Here is a 15,946-nt window from a genome sequence, read left to right as displayed (position 1 = left end):
GTCAGAAGACACGGTCTGACAAGGTGAACACTGGCCCGGGAACGGTTCCTAATGAACCGGAAAGAAGAGCTCGATCACCGCGCCAGTCGGTTCGTTGCGTGATGCAACAACGGTGCCACCGGATTGCAGCATGATGCCGCGCACGATGGACAGCCCAAGTCCATTTCCGGCTGTGGCTGGCTTTGTCGAATAAAAAGGGTCGAAAACCTGTTGGACCCTTTCGGGCGCCAGTCCCACGCCGGTATCGGCAATCGAAATCGTATAATAGTTCCCCGGCGAAAGCTCGGGTGGAAGCGCCGCACGCGATGTCGGACTGCGCCCGACGATATCTGTCGTCACGGTCAGCACCCCGCCCTGCGGCATCGCCTCGAGCGCATTTGTCATCACGGCGTTGATCGCCGACTTGGTGGCGCCCGGATCGACGAACGCGCGGCTTTCAATCGGACAGAGTTCGACCACGAGATCCACATCGGTCGGCATGACCGATACCTTGCAAAGATCGCCGACAAGCCTGTTCATGTCTGTTTCGCTCAGAACAAGTCGCGACCGCTGCGCGAAAGCCAGAAGATCAGACACGAGCTGCGTTCCACGTTGTGACGCAAGATTCGCCTCTTGCACGTAGCGTCGGCTGCCGGGTTCACCGTAATAGGCTTCGGCCAGTTCGAGATTTCCGGAAATGACAGTCAGCAGGTTGTTGAAATCATGCGCCAACCGGCCCGTCAGATGCCCAAGCGCTTCGAGTTTGCGCGATTCGTGCAATTCGGCTTCGAGAGCCTGGCGACTGCAAATCTCTTCCGAAAGCTTTGCGTGGGTTTTGACAAGGTCGTTGTAACGCTGCTTCGATCTTTCGGCCTCGCTGAGCAGTTCCAGCTTCGCGCTCGTCATGGCAGCCACAGTCGTGAGGATTTCCAATTCCGCGGTGCCAAAGGCATTTGCGTCAGGATGCTCGCTGTCGATCACGCCGACAACCTGTCCACCTGCCAGAAGCGGAACACAGATTTCCGATCGTGCGGGCTGCGCATCTGGGATGTAATTCGTGTTTTGCAGCAGATCGTTCACGATTGTGGGTTCCGCCGCCATTGCGGTTTTCCCCGTGATTCCTTCGCCAAACGGAATGATCAGTGGGTTCAGTATCGTTCGGCCGTAGGGATTCTTGTCTCCGAGCGCTGCAACCTGCGTCAACTCCTGACGCTCCACATCCGCCGTGTAGATCACGCAGTCAACGAATCCGAGCCGACCAACCACATTCTGCGCGACGTACCAGAACAAATCCGCTTCGTTCGGGATCGACATGAGGTCCACTGCAAATTTGTTCAGCGTCCGCAGGGAGCGAGGATCTCCATCGTCCAACATCGCTTCCAACTGATTTGCAGCCACATTTCTCATTAGACGAACCTCTTATCTGCACTCGCAGAAGTTGTATCTGTTATTGTGTATGTTTCAAGCAACTTTTGTCTGAATGGTTGACGGACATGACCTCACGCCAGTGAGGCGGTGGAAAGATCAGTGAAATTAGCGCTGAATGTCGTCGATAATATGACGCGGCAGTTGCGGCGCCACGCGCCCACGCAAACAGACGGCTGCACGGGTGAAGCACCTTTCGAGGCTCAAAGTGCCGCCCCGATATCAACAGCGCTCCCGGTCCGCGACGATCGCTCGATCGCGGCAATCACCTCCTGCGACAGCAGCGCCTCGCGTCCGCTGACCATCGGCTTCCGCCCCGACCGGATGGCGTCGATGAAATCCTCGATCACGGCCTGGTGCCATTCGTGTTTGCCACCCGATAGGGGTTTGACCTCGCCCGCAGCCGCGCTCTGGGCTTCGACGCTCCTGCGCCCGTCCCGCCAAGAGATCTCCAGCGCGTCCTTGTCGATCCTTAGGCTGCCATGCTCGAAATGCAGGCGGATGATCTCGGTCCGGTGCGGGAACATTGCCGTGCTCGCGACGAGAGAGCCAACGGCCCCGCAGGCGAAACGCAATCCGGCGACGGCAAAATCCTCTGCCTCCATCCGGTGCAGCGACGTCGTGGCCGTCATGGCCTGCACACCCGTCACCGGACCGGCCAGGCTCATCGCAAGGTCGAGGGAGTGGATGGCGTTGGTGATCATCACCCCGCCGCCATCGCGGGCATAGGTGCCCCGACCCAGTTCATCGTAATAGGACTGATCACGCCAGAGCGGCACGTCGATCTCCACCAGCCCGAGCTTGCCAAGCGCCCCGCTCGCGACATGACGCGCGGCGGCAATCGCGGGCGCGCGCATCCGGTGCTGGAACAGCACGCCAAGTATCACGTTCTCGCGCTCGCAAATCTCGACAACCTCCAGCGCCTCTTCCGGGGTCCGGCCTACCGGCTTTTCCAGAAGGATATGCGTGCCCGCCCGCGCGAGGGTGTCGATCACCTCCTTGCGGACGCTTGGCGGGGTCGCGACGATGGCCACCGGGATCGACGGGTCCGCCGCGACCGCAGCAACATCGTCCGAGAATACGGGCACAGGCCCATCGTAAAGCTCCGCAAGATACCGCGCGCGGTCCGGTCTGCGCGAAATGACCTTCCGCAGCTGCGCCACATCCCGTGCCGCCGACAACGCGGCGACATGAGTTTTCGCGATCATCCCCGCCCCGATCAGGGCGACACCGATGGGAAGATTCGTATCCACCTTGGTCATCAGTAATTCCACATCGTCCCGTCCTCGAGCCGCACAACCGGATGGCTGCCCGGCGCATATTCGTATCGCGCGGCCTCGTCCTCGTCGAAATCGACCCCAAGCCCGGGCGCGTCGCTGACATGGAAAAGGCCGTCGCGCAGGGCGTGATCAGATGGAAAAAGCGCATCACATGCGGGGGTGCCGAGCACGAGATATTCCTGGATGCCGAAATTCGGCGCCCACGCGTTCAGGTGATGCTGCGCCGCCATGGAGATGGGCGAATGGCTCGGCGCGCCATGAAACCCGGTGCGGACGTGGTGCAGCGCGGCCAGATCGACGATGCGTTTGACGTGGGTGATCCCACCCGCATAGGTCACGGCAACGCGGATGAAATCGATCAGTTCATTCTCGATCAGCGCGTTGCAGTCCCAGATCGAATTGAAAACCTCACCAATCGCGATCGGCGTAGTCGCATGCTGACGGATGAGCCGCAACGCGGACTGATCCTCGGCCGGGGTCGGATCCTCCAACCAGTAGAGCCCCACCGGTTCGACGGCCTTGGCGAATTCCGCAGCCTCGCGGGGCAGAAGGCGGTGGTGGACGTCATGCAGGATCTTGAGTTCCGGCCCGAACCGGTCCCGCACCTCGGCCAAAGCGCCCGGCATGAAGCGCATGTAGCGATCGGTGTCCCAGATCTCGGTCTTGGGGATGATGCCGCTGAAGTCGGTGATGTGGTCCTTGCCGGCGCTCTTTTGCTCGGGCACCGCATAGCTGGCCGTCGGCATACCGGGAATGCCGCATTGCACGCGCACCGCCTTGTAACCCAGCGCCACGTAGCGCGCGACGCTCTCCATCAGATCGTCCAGATCGGCACCGGTGGCATGGGCATAGACCAGCGCGCCGTCCCGGCTCTTGCCGCCGAACAACTGGTACAAGGGCATCCCGGCCAGCTTTGCCTTGATGTCCCAAAGCGCCATATCGATCGCCCCGAAAGCGGCCATGGCGATGGGCCCGCGCCGGAAATACGCACCCCGGTAGAAAAACTGCCAGATATCCTCTGAGTTGCGCGGGTCCTTCCCGATCAGGTTCGGGATCAAGTAGTCGCGTAGATACGCGGCGGGCAGCGTTTCGCGGTTGTTGAGCGTCGCATCGCCCAGACCGTAGACGCCCTGATCGGTCATGATCTTGAGCGTGACGTAATTCTTCCCCGGCCCGCCGACAAAGACCCGTGCATCGGTGATTTTCATGCGGTCCCCCCGCTTAGGTCCGAGACATCCACCCACGGGCCCGACCGGCGTAGGATGTCGATGATGGTCTGGTACTGTGCCCCTTGCGCGAAGGTCGGATAAGGCGGCACCGTCTCGCCCCGGATGTCGCGCACGAAGAGGTCCGCCAGAACGTGCCAGCACTGCTCGGTCTCGCCCAGCCCATCGGGCACGGTGGCGGCAATGTCCTCGGGCGTGGTCTGTTCGGTCCAATCGGACCCGTCGTGCAGCAACAGCGCGCCAGAGCCGTAATGCCCCTTGAGGTAGATCGCGCCCGTCGTTCCGTAGATCGCGATGTGGTCCTCGTGGAACCGGGGCACCAGCCCGCCATGCTTGAACAGAACCGACACGGGTTGCCGCGCCATCGCAGAGGCCATTCGCGCCATCACCGTGTAGGACCATTCCACATTGCTCTCGCCCCACTCCAGCGCGGGGTCGGTCAGGTCTTCGGGGATGAACGCGCGGCGCGTGGTGAAGTCATGCACACCGTCCACGATGGGCGCGCGCCCCAGATCGTCGCGCACGTCACCGGCGATCTGGGTGATGACCCCGTCGATCAGCGTCTGCGCGATGGCCAGCGAATGGGTGAAATTGTTGTTGAGCCGCCCGCCCCCCGCCTCCGCGCGGTGCGACCAGCCGAACGGGATGCCGCGTTCGAGGTTGAAATGAGAGATGCTCTCGATCTCCGTCGGCTCCCCAATCGCGCCCTCTGCGATCAGCCGCTTGGCGTGCTGAACGCTCGGCGTGTATTGGAAGCTCGCCGCATAGGCGGTCTTGATCCCACGCGCCGCCGCCAGGTCACGCAGTTCTGTCGCGGTCGCGCCCTCGGTCGTCATCGGCTTGTCGCAGAAGACATGACAGCCCGCCGCGATGGCCGCTTTGATCGGACCGTAATGCGCGCCGCCCGGCGTGGCGATGGCGACAAGGTCGGGCTTAAACTTTGCCAGCGCCGCATCCCAATCGCAACCGCCGAAGGGGATCGACAGCGTGTCGGTGATCTCTCGCACGACATGCTCTGTCCGGCCGACCATGCCCACCACCTCGCAGCCCGCGGCGCGAAAGGCGGCGGTGTGCCCCCGCCCCGCAAACCCTGTGCCTGCGACCAGCACCCGCAGGCTCATCGGCCCAGCCAACCGCCATCGACGGGCAGCGTGATCCCGGTCACGTATCGCGCCGCCGGAGAGGCGAGGAAGGTCACGGCGCCCGCGATGTCCTCGGGCTCGGCCCAACGCCCCAGCGGGATGCGGTCCAGGATGGCCTTGTTCCGCTCGGGGTCGGCGCGCAGCGCTTCGGTGTTGTTGCTGACCACATATCCCGGAGCCACCGCATTCACGGTAATCCCACTGCCGGACCATTCGTTCGAAAGCGTCTTGGTAAGCCCCGCGACCCCGCTCTTGGAGGCCGTGTAGGACGGGATGCGGATGCCGCCCTGAAAGGACAGGAGCGAGGCGATGTTGATGATGCTGCCGCCCTGCCCCGTTGCGATCCGCGCCTTGGCGAAAGCCTGGCTGAGGAAGAAGACGACCTTCAGGTTGATCTCCATCACCGCGTCCCAATCCTCTTCCGAGAAGGTGAGACTGTCGTCGCGGCGGATGATCCCGGCGTTGTTCACCAGCGTGTCGATCGGGCCGAATTTGTCCTCGGCCTCGGCAAAGGCCGCTTGCGCGCCCGCGACGGTGCCAAGGTCAGCCGTGAGCGGATCGGCCGTGCCACCCACCGCCGCCACCTTGGCCAAAGTGTCATCCATGGACGACCGCCCCACCGCGATCACATGCGCCCCCGCTTGCGCGAGGTCGACCGCAATCGCCTGACCGATGCCGGTATTGGCCCCGGTCACGAAAGCGCGCGTGCCTGCCAGTGAGAACCGACTCACCGCAGGTCCTCCATCGCGACCATGTCGACATCGGTGTAGTCGACATTGTCCCCGGCCATCGCCCAGATGAACGCATAGGAGGACGTGCCCGCCCCGCTATGGATCGACCACGGCGGTGACAGCACCGCCTGTTCGTTGCGCACGATCAGATGGCGGGTCTCGTCGGGCTCCCCCATCAGGTGCACGATGTTCTGCCCCTCTTCTAGATCGAGGTAGAGATACGCCTCGGAACGCCGCTCGTGGTAATGCGCGGGCATGGTGTTCCAGACCGATCCCGTGCCGAGCTTGGTCATGCCCATGACGATCTGGCAGCTTTCCATCACGGCCGGATGCACGAACTGGTAGATCACCCGCTCGTTGCTGGTGTCCCGGTCCCCCAGCGGCACCTGCGCCGCATCGTCGATCGTGACCAGCCGCGCCGCGATCTCCCGGTGCGCGGGTGCCGAGATGATGTAGAAATGCGCGTCGTCCGATCCGCTCAGCGTCACGGCACCGGTGCCCATCCCGAGATAGAGCATGTCGCAGCGCCCCATCTCGTAGGTCTCGCCCCCGGCTTCGACGGTGCCGGAGGTGCCAAGGCTCACCAGAACCGCCTCGCGCCGGTCGAGCCAAGAGGGCGTCCCGGTCTGATCCACCGCGTCGATGGTCAGCGGGCCCGACTTCGGCGTCGCCCCCCCGACGATCATGCGGTCGTATTGCGAATAGGTCAGGCAGACCTCGTCATCCTGCCACAGCGTGTCGATGAGGAACTCGTTGCGCAGTTCGGTCGTGTCGAAGGTCTTGGCGTGGCGCGGATCAATGGCGCGGCGAAGGTTGGTTTTGAGCATCTTTTCCTCCCTGGGATGCGAGTGTGGATGGCCGCGCGGATCACGCGGCAACGTCGGAGCGCTTCCAGTCGCCGCGCCAGAGGCGGCGGTGGAAGGCGGGGAATTTGATCACTTCCTCCCAGAGGAAAAGCGACAGGATCCAGAACGGCGACAGATCGAGATAGAGAACGAAGAGCGCCGTCGCGGGCACGCGAAAGGCCCACTGGCTCCAGATGAAGATGTGCATGACGTACACAGTGTCCCCGGCCGCGCGCAGCGTGTTGCCACAGATCGCGTTGGTGGCGCGGGGGAACTGGATCACCAGCAGGATCGGCAGAAAGCCGAACAGGATCGCGCGGGTTTCCGGCTCCAGATCGGGATAGACCCAATCGAGCGACAGGCACATGACGAGAAAGACCAGCGACACGATCCCCGCCGCCGCAAAGGCCCCCGCCCAGGCCCGCGACAGGAACCGGTCGAGGATGTCTTCGGGCGTGCGCCTTCCCAAAAGCTGCGCCACGAGGATGCCCGTCGCCTGTGTCCACTGCATCGCGACCTGCCCCGCCAACAGGTTCCACGGCGCGATCAATGTCATCGCCGCAAAGCCGTTGAGCGACATGTTCGCGTAGATCAGCGAACAGACATGGGTGGCCATCGTGGCGCTGACGAAGGTTGCGGCGATGGGCAGGGAGAACCCGACATGACGCCGGATCGTCGGCAGAAACGCACCGTTGTGCCAGCCCGCGACGTGGCGGAGATGCCCGTTCGTGCGCAGCAAAAGAACGCTCCAGAACGCGGTCTGGACACTGATCGCGATAGCGCTGCCCATCGCCGCCCCGGCGATGCCAAGCGCGGGCAGACCCCACAGCCCGTGGATCAGTCCGACGCTGCTGATGACGTTGATCGGCACCGACAGCAGATAGCCGTAAAGCGGCAGCTTGCTGCGGCTGCACCCGTTGAAGAAACTGGCGATACATTGGCCGATCGCCTCGCCGAAGATCACGATGCTGAAAATCTTGAGATAGGTTTCCGCCTGCGCCGCGATCTCGGCGCTTGGGGCGAGCGTGGCGATCAGCATACCGCCGAAGAGGAAGATCAGGCCGATCCCGGCCACCCCGATGCTCAGGCTCACGGTCAGGCCCGAGCCCAAAACCGATTTCAGGAACACCGGGTCGCCGCCGCCGAACGCCTGCGCCGTGCGGATCTGCATCGCGTGCGAGAACGCGAAAATCACCCCCAGCACCATCCCGCCCAGGGCCGCCGCCAGACCCATTGCCGCCAGCGCGGATTCGCCCAGTGACGACAGCAGCAACCCGTCGATCACCACCGTCCCGTGCAAGAAGATCGCCTTGAGCGTCATCGGCCAGGCCAGCGCGAACACGTCGCGCGCGCCGGGGGACGGCGACAGGGAGGTGGGCGATGTGGTCTCGGTCATGGATCAGATCCGGTTCGGGTGCCGCCGGTCGGTCGGCCCGTGCCTCGGACAGCCCCCGCGCGGGTGTCAGCTGTCTTCGCGTTCAAAGTAGTTGGCATTGGTGGCCCTAATCCGTTCGATGGTTTCATCGAGACGGGACAGATGCGCCATGCCGGCGGCAATCGCGGCGGGCGCGTCGCGCTGCGTCACAGCCTCGGCGATCTTGCGGTGATCGTCCAGAAGATCGGGCAGGCGCTGTTCCTTATCCATGCCAAGCATGCACAGGCGATCCACCTTGGCCTTTTCCTCGAGGATGACATCGAACGCGAACTCGGCGCGGGCGATGACGCACAGCTTGCGATGGAACCCGTAATCCTCGGGGCCGAAATCCTCATAGCGGCCGAAATCGACCACGTCGGCCTGTTTCTGCAACGACTCCTCCAGCATCCGCGCGCCTTCGGCATCGCAATGCGCCGCCGCGCGAAACAGCACCTCTTTCTCGATGGCCGCCCTGACGAACCGCGCCTTTTCGATGGCCCGCATGGAAAACCGACGCACCTCGGTCGCGCGCTGCGGGCGAATCAAGAGCAGGTCGAGATTGGCAAGGCGGCTGAACGCGTCGCGCACGGGCTGCCGCGAAATGCCGAATTGCGCCGCGATCTCCGCTTCCGAGATGCGGTCGCCCGGCTTGAGCTGCAACGTCGAGATTTGCTCGTGCAGGTAATCGTAGACGTCGTCGACGGCGGTGCGTCGCTCCGTAAGGGCTGTCGCCAATGTCATAGGATGCTCCTTTCGAGCGGATACTTAGAAACACCGGTATCAGAAATCAAACTAGTATACCAGACTAGTATTCTTGTTTTTTGACTAGTATACCAGTCTGCATGGTTGATTCGCCATTTGGTCGGCGATGAGGAGCAACCACACCATTGGGAGGGGACAATGTCCGGAGTGAATCTGAGTGGGATCGTCAAGGCATACGGCGCTTTGCAGGTCGTCCACGGCATTGATCTGAACGTTGCGGAAAAGGAATTCGTCGTCCTCGTGGGCCCGTCGGGCTGCGGGAAATCGACGACGCTGCGGATGATCGCGGGCCTGGAGGAAATCACCGACGGCGATCTGATGATCGACGGCCGCCGCATGAACCGGGTCGCACCGAAAGACCGTGACGTCGCCATGGTGTTCCAGAACTACGCGCTCTACCCACACCTGAACGTGGCAGAGAACATGGCCTTCGGCCTGCGCATCCGGAAGATGCCGAAAGACCAGATCAAGACCACCATCGACGATGTGGCCGAGATTCTGGGCCTCACGCCGTACCTCGACCGCCGCCCGGCGGACCTGTCGGGCGGTCAGCGCCAACGCGTCGCCATGGGCCGCGCCATCGTGCGTCACCCCAAGGTGTTTCTCTTCGATGAACCGCTCTCAAACCTCGATGCCAAGCTGCGGACCCAGATGCGCGCCGAGATCAAGCGCCTGCACAACCGTCTTGGCGTGACCTCGGTCTACGTCACCCACGACCAGGTCGAGGCGATGACCCTCGCCGACCGGATCGTCGTGATGAATGACGGCCGCATCGAACAGATCGGCACCCCGATGGAGTTGTTCAACAACCCGGCCAACACCTTCGTCGCCGGCTTTCTCGGCTCACCGCCGATGAACCAGATGAAGGGCGTCCTTACGGAAACCGGCGCGAAAATCGGCAATACCGAACTTCGGCTGCACGGCGCCATCAACGGCCATCAGGGCCGCGACGTGATCGTGGGCGTCCGCCCCGAGCATGTGACGCTGGCCGAATCCGAAGGCACCACGGCCCTGCCCATCAATCTCGACCTCGTGGAACCGCTGGGGTCCGAAGCGCTGCTTCACGCCCATCACGGCGAGGACAACCTCGTTTTCAAAGCCGACACCAACGGAGACATCAACCATCTCTACGGCGTCGGCACGGTCCATGTCCCGGCGCATCTCATCAAGCTGTTCGATGCCGAAACCGGCCGCGCCCTGAACCTCGGAGCGTGAACAGATGTCAGATCGCAATTCCGACGTAGGCGGCATTCCCATCGAGGAAGTTGTCGTGGAGGCGCAGGAAGCCCTGCGCGACCGGTCCCAAACCCGTGTCCCGGACAAGAACTGGGTCAAGGTGCTCGACCACTTCAAGCGCGAATGGCAGATCTACGCGATGCTGCTGCCGACGCTGATCTGGTTCGTCGTGTTTCTCTACAAACCGATGTACGGGCTTCAGATCGCGTTCAAGGACTACTCGATCTTCCGCGGCGTCGCGGGCAGCCCCTGGATCGGCTGGGAGCATTTCGAGACCCTGTTCACCAATGACCAGTTCCTGCGCGCGGTCCGAAACACCATCTACATCTCGGCGCTGAACCTGCTCTTCGGCTTTCCCGCCCCGATCATTCTGGCGCTGATGTTCAACGAGGTCATGCACGCGACCTACAAGCGTACTGCGCAGACCATCGTCTACCTGCCGCACTTCATCTCGTCCGTGATCATCGCCGGTATCGTCATCACCGCGTTTTCGCCCTCGGCCGGGATCGTCAACACCTTCATCAGCTGGCTCGGGTTCGAGCCGATCTACTTCCTGACCCAACCGGAATGGTTCCGTCCGATCTTCGTGGGCACCGGCATCTGGCAAGAGGCAGGCTTCGGCTCCATCGTCTTTCTGGCCGCCATCGCCGGTGTGAACCCGTCGCTCTACGAAAGCGCCGTGGTCGATGGGGCGAACCGCTGGCAGATGATGTGGAAGATCACCATTCCGTCGATCCTGCCGACGATCCTGATCATGCTGATCATCCGCATCGGCAACGTGATGGAAGTGTCCTTTGAACTGGTGATCCTGCTCTACCAGCCGTCCACCTACGAGACCGCCGACGTGGTGAACACCTGGGTCTACCGCCAGGGTCTCCAGTCCGGACAGTACGACCTCGCCGCTGCTGCGGGTCTCTTCAACGCCGTGGTCGCCTTCGTCCTGGTCATGACCGCCAACACCCTGTCGCGCCGCTTCTCGCGCACGTCACTCTGGTAAGGGGGGACTGACCCATGATGAATTGGAACCTCTATTCGCGCGGCGACAAGATATTCGCGATCGTCGTGTCGATCCTGATCGGCATGTTCACCATCGCCACCCTCTACCCCTTCATCTACATCGCGGCGGTGTCGTTCAGCTCGGGCTTCGCAGCGCAGGCGGGAAAGGTGGTGCTGACGCCGATCAACTTCACGCTCGAAGCGTATGGCTACATCCTCAAAGACCCGCAGTTCTGGATCAGCTACCGCAACACGTTCATCTACACGATCGGCGGCACGCTGATGAGCCTCGCGTTCATCATCCCCGGCGCCTACGCCCTGTCGCGTCCGCAGCTCAAGGGGCGTCGGTTCTTCAACCTCTTCGTCGCCTTCACGATGTGGTTCAACGCCGGACTGATCCCCTTCTTCCTGAACATGCGCGACCTCGGCCTTCTGGACAGCATGTTCGGCATCATCCTCGCCTTCGCGGTCAACGCCTTCAACATCATCCTGCTGCGCAACTTCTTCGAAGCGATCCCGCAGAGCTTTGAAGAGGCGGCACGCATGGACGGCGCAAACGATTTCCAGGTGCTCTGGAAGGTGTTTGTCCCGCTTTCGAAACCGGCCATCGCGACGATCACGCTCTTTTGCATCGTGTCGCGATGGAACGGGTTTTTCTGGGCCATGGTCCTGCTGCAAAGCGAAGAGAAAATCCCGCTTCAGGTGTTCCTGCGGCACACCATCTCGAACCTGAGCGACGACGATGAATTCGCCATCGTCCAGACCGCCGCAGGCTTCAGCGCCGAAACCGTGACCGCAGCCATCATCGTCTGTTCGATCATCCCGGTGCTGATCGTCTACCCGTTCATCCAGAAATACTTTGAAAAGGGCATCCTGCTCGGGGGTGTCAAGGAATGACAAGAAGATCGCAAATGGGAGGAGAACCAATGCGTAAACTTAGCCTGGCCGCAGCATTGCTTGCAGGAAGCGCCATCACCACGCCCGCCTTTGCAGAAGGTCATCTGCAAATCGTGGACGAACCGCTGGAACTGACGATCCAGATGAACCACCGCGCCTATCCGATCTACGAAGAAGACTGGCCGGTGGAACAGGCGGCGCGTGCCCTGACCAACATCCACCTCAAGGATGTGACCGTCGGGGCCAATATGCGGACCGATTCCGAAAACACCGGCAACACCGAGGCGCTCAACCTGATGCTGGCCTCCGGAACGATCCCCGACATCGTGGGTTCCAGCCGCATCAAGGATTTCGTCAACCAGTACGGCCCGGAAGGCGCGTTCTACCCGCTCAACGATCTGATCGACGAACACGCACCGAACATCAAGGCCTTCTACGCCGAACGCCCCGACATCGCGGCCTCGGTCAAGGCGGCGGACGGCCAGATGTATTACATCCCCTACCTGCCCGACGGCAAATACGGCCGCGCCTACTGGATCCGCACCGATTGGCTCGATGCGCTCGGCCTCGACATGCCCGAGACGGTGGATGAATACGAAGCCGTCCTGCGCGCCTTCAAGACGCAGGATCCCAACGGCAACGGCGAAGCGGACGAAGTGCCCTTCTTCGCGCGTCAGTGGCCCGAACTGATCCGCCTCGTCACGCTCTGGGACGGTCGCGCGCACGGCTCCGACACCTATCACGACTTCTACGTCGACGACGGCCAGATCACGCACGGCTATATCGGCGAAGGCTATCGCGAGGGCATGAAGAACCTGGCCCGCTGGTATGCCGACGGCCTGATCGACGCCGAGATTTTCACCCGCGGCAGCTCGGCCCGTGACTTCCTGTTGTCCGAGAACCTCGGCGGCGCGACACATGACTGGTTCGCCTCGACCGGCGGTTACAACAGCCTCGCAAGCGAAATCGAAGGGTTCGAATTCAAGGCCATGGTGCCGCCGGCCTCGGTCTCGGGCAAGCAGATCGAAGAACATCGCCGCATCCTGGTGAAGCCGGATGGCTGGGCCATCGGCCACACCAACGAACACCCGGTCGAAACCATCAAGTATTTCGACTTCTGGTTCACCGAGGAAGGTCGCCGCCTTGCCAATTTCGGCGTCGAGGGCATGCATTACGACATGGTCGACGGCAAGCCGATCTTCAAACAGGAGTTCCTCGATGCAGGTCCGGTCAACCGGTCGCTCTACCAGATCGGTGCCCAGCTTCAGGGGCGTGGTTACTTCCAGGATTACGATTACGAGGTCCAGTGGACCAACGAGATCGCGCTGGAAGGAATCGAGCTTTACGAACAGGGCGATTACCTGATCCCGGACTTCCTTGGCGTGTCCTTCAACGCCGACGAACAGCGCATCTATGACAAGCACTGGGGATCGGTCCGCGACTACATGCTGGAACGTCAGCAGGCCTGGATTCTCGGCTCCGCGGATATCGAGGAAGAGTGGGACGATTACCTCGCCCAGCTCGACAGCCTTGGCCTTCAGGACGTGCTCGAAGTGATGCAGTCCGCCTACGAACGCCAGTACGGCAACTAAACGTCCCTCGGACCGGGGGCGGCCCAGGCGGTTGCCTCCGGCACATTCATCCCTTCCCAAAAGTCTCAGCGGAAACGAACCGATGCCGGCACCAGCCCTTCCTATGCTCGACGAACCCAAAGCAGGCCGATTGACCATCCAGTATGGCCCGGTTGCCGACTCCGAAATCGTCGAAAACCCGCCCCGGTTCACATGGATCCCGGTGATCGACGACGACACGCGCTACGTGCTGCGCATCTCGTCCGACCCCGAGTTTCCCAAGGCCAGGACGCAGGTGTTCTCGGACCTCCCGCTCAATTTCTTTACCCCCGACACGGCGCTGGCGCCCGGTGACTACCATTGGTCCTACGCGACATGGGACGCCGCCAAGGGCGCGCCGTCGAGCACCTGGAGCAGCACCCGCAGCTTTACCCTTGCCGAGGACCTGCCCGAAACCCCCCTGCCCGCCCGCGCCACGCGGCTGGCCAAGGTCGCCACGGACCATCCGCGGCTCTGGATGACGCAGGACCGGCTGGCCGAGTTCAAGAAAGCGGTCAAGGCCGACCCGACCCATTGCGCCTGGTCGACCTTCTACGAAAAATCCGTCCTGCCTTGGATGGACCGCGAGGTCATGCGCGAACCCGAGGGCTACCCCAATCACACGCGCACCGCGCCGGTCTGGCGGAAAACCTATATCGAGCTTCAAGAGCTCTGGTACGCCATCCGCCATCTCGCCATCGGCGGCAAGGTCACCGACGACGCCAAGATGACCGCCCGCGCCAAGGAGTGGCTGCTCGAGGCGGCCTCCTGGGACCCGATGGGCGTCACCTCGCGCGCCTATACCGACGAATGGGCCTACCGCGTCTGCAACGCGATCGCGTGGGGCTATGACTGGCTCTATGACGATCTGTCCGAGGACGAGCGCGATACGGTCCGCGCCGCCCTGCTCGCCCGCACCCGCGACATCGCCGAGCACGCGATCCTGAACGCCAAGATCCACCTCTTCCCCTATGACAGCCACGCCGTGCGCTCCGTGTCGCTTTGCATCGTGCCCGCCTGCATCGCCTTGCTCGGGGATGACGACGCCGACGAAGCCCGCGAGTGGCTGAATTACAGCATCGAGTTTCTGTCGACCGTCTATTCCCCCTGGGGCGATGGCGACGGCGGCTGGGCCGAGGGCACGCAATATTGGATGATGGGCATGGCCTATCTCATCGACGCGGCCAATCGCCTCAAGAGCTATACCGGCATCGACATCTACAAGCGTCCGTTCCTGCAAAACACCGGCGATTTCCCTCTGTTCTGCAACGCCCCCAACACGCGCCGGGCGTCCTTTGGCGACAACAGCGCACTTGGCGATCTGCCCGCCATCAAGACCGGGCTCAACATGCGCCAGTTCGCGGGCGTCACCGGCAAGGGCGAATACCAGTGGTATTGCGACGAGAACCTGCGCACCAACCCCGGCACCGAGATGGCGTTCTACAATTGGGGCTGGTGGGACACCAATTTCGACGAAATGGTCTTCCGCACCGATTTTCCGGTGGTCGAGGCCACACCGCCGAAAGGCGGGCTGCGGCACTTCAAGGGCATCGGCTGGGTCGGCGTGCAGCACGCGATGGACGATCCAGACAACCACATCCAGTTCGTGTTCAAATCGTCCAAATTCGGCTCTGTCAGCCACAGCCACGGCGATCAGAACGCCTTTTGCCTTGCCGCCTATGGCGAGGACATGGCGATCCAGTCCGGCTATTACGTCGCCTTCAATTCCTCCATGCACCGCAACTGGCGGCATCAGACCCGATCGAAGAACGCGATCCTGATCAACGGCAAGGGGCAATACGCCGAAAAGGACAAGGCCAAGGCGCTGAGCGCCACGGGCAGGATCCTCGCCGCCGAAGAGCGCGAGGACCATATCTTCATCCACGGCGACGCCACCCCGGCCTATCAAAGCCTGTCACCCGAGGTCACGCGCGCCGAGCGCGAGATCTATTTCGTGCGCAACTCGTATTTCGTCATCGTCGACAAGGTCGATGCGGACGAACCCGTGACGGTCGAATGGCTGCTCCATGCCAACAACCCCTACGAGCTTGGCAAGTCGTCGTTCCGCAACACGCAGGACCGCGCGGGCTTTTACGGTCAGGTCGTATGGTCCGAAGGCGGCAAGCCCGAGATCACGCAGAAGACCGAATTCACCGATGTGGACCCCGCCGATTACGAAGGCCTGCCCGTCAGCACATGCCTGACGGCCCGGTATCCCGCCGCAACCCGCCACCGCATCGCCACGCTGCTTGTGCCCTACAAGCTCGACGCGCCGAAGCGGGTGTTCAACTTCATGGATGATCAGGGCTACGACGCCGATCTCTATTTCACCGACCCCGACGAAAACACGTTCAAGGTCGTCATGAAAAAACTCGCCAATACCTAAGTCAGGGGAAGGATTGA

At 62.3% G+C, this 15,946-nt stretch carries 13 protein-coding genes; 5 read left to right on the top strand and 8 right to left on the bottom strand.

Going from position 1 to position 15,946, the window contains the following annotated elements; all coding sequences use genetic code 11:
* Nucleotides 1–48: 48 nt before the first annotated feature.
* From Q1B16_RS18740 to Q1B16_RS18705, 8 genes are all read right to left on the bottom strand, one after another.
* Entirely contained in the window at nt 49–1,293 is a 1,245-nt protein-coding gene (locus Q1B16_RS18740; protein WP_299792584.1) for an ATP-binding protein, read from the bottom strand.
* A gap of 314 nt (nt 1,294–1,607) precedes the next feature.
* On the bottom strand, nt 1,608–2,666 hold the full coding sequence (locus tag Q1B16_RS18735) for a Gfo/Idh/MocA family oxidoreductase (protein ID WP_299792581.1): 1,059 nt from the start codon (nt 2,664–2,666) through the stop codon (nt 1,608–1,610).
* Nucleotides 2,666–3,892 carry a D-mannonate dehydratase ManD gene (manD, locus tag Q1B16_RS18730; protein WP_299792578.1) on the bottom strand — a complete coding sequence of 409 codons (1,227 nt, stop codon included), beginning with the start codon at nt 3,890–3,892 and terminating at the stop codon, nt 2,666–2,668. The genes Q1B16_RS18735 and manD overlap by 1 nt, the downstream gene beginning before the upstream one ends.
* Nucleotides 3,889–5,031, bottom strand: a complete 1,143-nt coding sequence (locus tag Q1B16_RS18725; RefSeq protein WP_299792575.1) for a Gfo/Idh/MocA family oxidoreductase — start codon at nt 5,029–5,031, stop codon at nt 3,889–3,891. Before Q1B16_RS18725 ends, manD begins: the two co-directional genes overlap by 4 nt.
* Complete coding sequence (kduD, locus tag Q1B16_RS18720; RefSeq protein WP_299792572.1) at nt 5,028–5,783, bottom strand: 2-dehydro-3-deoxy-D-gluconate 5-dehydrogenase KduD; 756 nt, start codon at nt 5,781–5,783, stop codon at nt 5,028–5,030. The genes Q1B16_RS18725 and kduD overlap by 4 nt, the downstream gene beginning before the upstream one ends.
* Nucleotides 5,780–6,610 carry a 5-dehydro-4-deoxy-D-glucuronate isomerase gene (gene kduI, locus Q1B16_RS18715; protein ID WP_299792569.1) on the bottom strand — a complete coding sequence of 277 codons (831 nt, stop codon included), beginning with the start codon at nt 6,608–6,610 and terminating at the stop codon, nt 5,780–5,782. The genes kduD and kduI overlap by 4 nt, the downstream gene beginning before the upstream one ends.
* Before the next feature lie 40 nt (nt 6,611–6,650).
* On the bottom strand, nt 6,651–8,024 hold the full coding sequence (locus tag Q1B16_RS18710; RefSeq protein ID WP_299792566.1) for an MATE family efflux transporter: 1,374 nt from the start codon (nt 8,022–8,024) through the stop codon (nt 6,651–6,653).
* Between the two features lie 66 nt (nt 8,025–8,090).
* Nucleotides 8,091–8,783 carry a GntR family transcriptional regulator gene (locus Q1B16_RS18705; RefSeq protein WP_299792563.1) on the bottom strand — a complete coding sequence of 231 codons (693 nt, stop codon included), beginning with the start codon at nt 8,781–8,783 and terminating at the stop codon, nt 8,091–8,093.
* Nucleotides 8,784–8,942: 159 nt separating this feature from the next.
* Here Q1B16_RS18705 and ugpC point away from each other — a divergent pair, with 159 nt between their 5' ends.
* The 5 genes from ugpC to Q1B16_RS18680 all read left to right on the top strand — a co-directional run bounded on the left by ugpC (nt 8,943) and on the right by Q1B16_RS18680 (nt 15,929).
* On the top strand, nt 8,943–10,019 hold the full coding sequence (gene ugpC, locus Q1B16_RS18700; RefSeq protein WP_299792560.1) for a sn-glycerol-3-phosphate ABC transporter ATP-binding protein UgpC: 1,077 nt from the start codon (nt 8,943–8,945) through the stop codon (nt 10,017–10,019).
* Between the two features lie 4 nt (nt 10,020–10,023).
* Complete coding sequence (locus tag Q1B16_RS18695; RefSeq protein ID WP_299792557.1) at nt 10,024–11,037, top strand: sugar ABC transporter permease; 1,014 nt, start codon at nt 10,024–10,026, stop codon at nt 11,035–11,037.
* A gap of 14 nt (nt 11,038–11,051) precedes the next feature.
* Nucleotides 11,052–11,933 carry a carbohydrate ABC transporter permease gene (locus tag Q1B16_RS18690; protein WP_299792554.1) on the top strand — a complete coding sequence of 294 codons (882 nt, stop codon included), beginning with the start codon at nt 11,052–11,054 and terminating at the stop codon, nt 11,931–11,933.
* 29 nt (nt 11,934–11,962) lie between these two features.
* Nucleotides 11,963–13,525, top strand: coding sequence for an extracellular solute-binding protein (locus Q1B16_RS18685; protein ID WP_299792551.1), 1,563 nt, complete (start codon nt 11,963–11,965; stop codon nt 13,523–13,525).
* A gap of 82 nt (nt 13,526–13,607) precedes the next feature.
* Nucleotides 13,608–15,929 carry a DUF4962 domain-containing protein gene (locus Q1B16_RS18680; protein ID WP_299792548.1) on the top strand — a complete coding sequence of 774 codons (2,322 nt, stop codon included), beginning with the start codon at nt 13,608–13,610 and terminating at the stop codon, nt 15,927–15,929.
* Nucleotides 15,930–15,946 lie beyond the last annotated feature (17 nt).

This window comes from uncultured Marivita sp. (assembly GCF_947488135.1).
Lineage (GTDB): Bacteria > Pseudomonadota > Alphaproteobacteria > Rhodobacterales > Rhodobacteraceae > Marivita.
This window is presented reverse-complemented; position numbering and strand designations above follow the sequence as displayed.

What these genes read in the sequence shown, in the direction of transcription:
- ugpC (WP_299792560.1), top strand. Translation starts at nt 8,943, where the DNA reads ATGTCCGGAGTGAATCTGAGTGGGATCGTCAAGGCATACGGCGCTTTG.
- manD (WP_299792578.1), bottom strand. Translation starts at nt 3,892, where the DNA reads ATGAAAATCACCGATGCACGGGTCTTTGTCGGCGGGCCGGGGAAGAAT.
- Q1B16_RS18705 (WP_299792563.1), bottom strand. Translation starts at nt 8,783, where the DNA reads ATGACATTGGCGACAGCCCTTACGGAGCGACGCACCGCCGTCGACGAC.
- kduI (WP_299792569.1), bottom strand. Translation starts at nt 6,610, where the DNA reads ATGCTCAAAACCAACCTTCGCCGCGCCATTGATCCGCGCCACGCCAAG.
- Q1B16_RS18695 (WP_299792557.1), top strand. Translation starts at nt 10,024, where the DNA reads ATGTCAGATCGCAATTCCGACGTAGGCGGCATTCCCATCGAGGAAGTT.
- Q1B16_RS18710 (WP_299792566.1), bottom strand. Translation starts at nt 8,024, where the DNA reads ATGACCGAGACCACATCGCCCACCTCCCTGTCGCCGTCCCCCGGCGCG.
- Q1B16_RS18685 (WP_299792551.1), top strand. Translation starts at nt 11,963, where the DNA reads ATGCGTAAACTTAGCCTGGCCGCAGCATTGCTTGCAGGAAGCGCCATC.
- Q1B16_RS18690 (WP_299792554.1), top strand. Translation starts at nt 11,052, where the DNA reads ATGATGAATTGGAACCTCTATTCGCGCGGCGACAAGATATTCGCGATC.
- Q1B16_RS18740 (WP_299792584.1), bottom strand. Translation starts at nt 1,293, where the DNA reads ATGTCGATCCCGAACGAAGCGGATTTGTTCTGGTACGTCGCGCAGAAT.
- Q1B16_RS18735 (WP_299792581.1), bottom strand. Translation starts at nt 2,666, where the DNA reads ATGACCAAGGTGGATACGAATCTTCCCATCGGTGTCGCCCTGATCGGG.
- Q1B16_RS18725 (WP_299792575.1), bottom strand. Translation starts at nt 5,031, where the DNA reads ATGAGCCTGCGGGTGCTGGTCGCAGGCACAGGGTTTGCGGGGCGGGGG.
- Q1B16_RS18680 (WP_299792548.1), top strand. Translation starts at nt 13,608, where the DNA reads ATGCCGGCACCAGCCCTTCCTATGCTCGACGAACCCAAAGCAGGCCGA.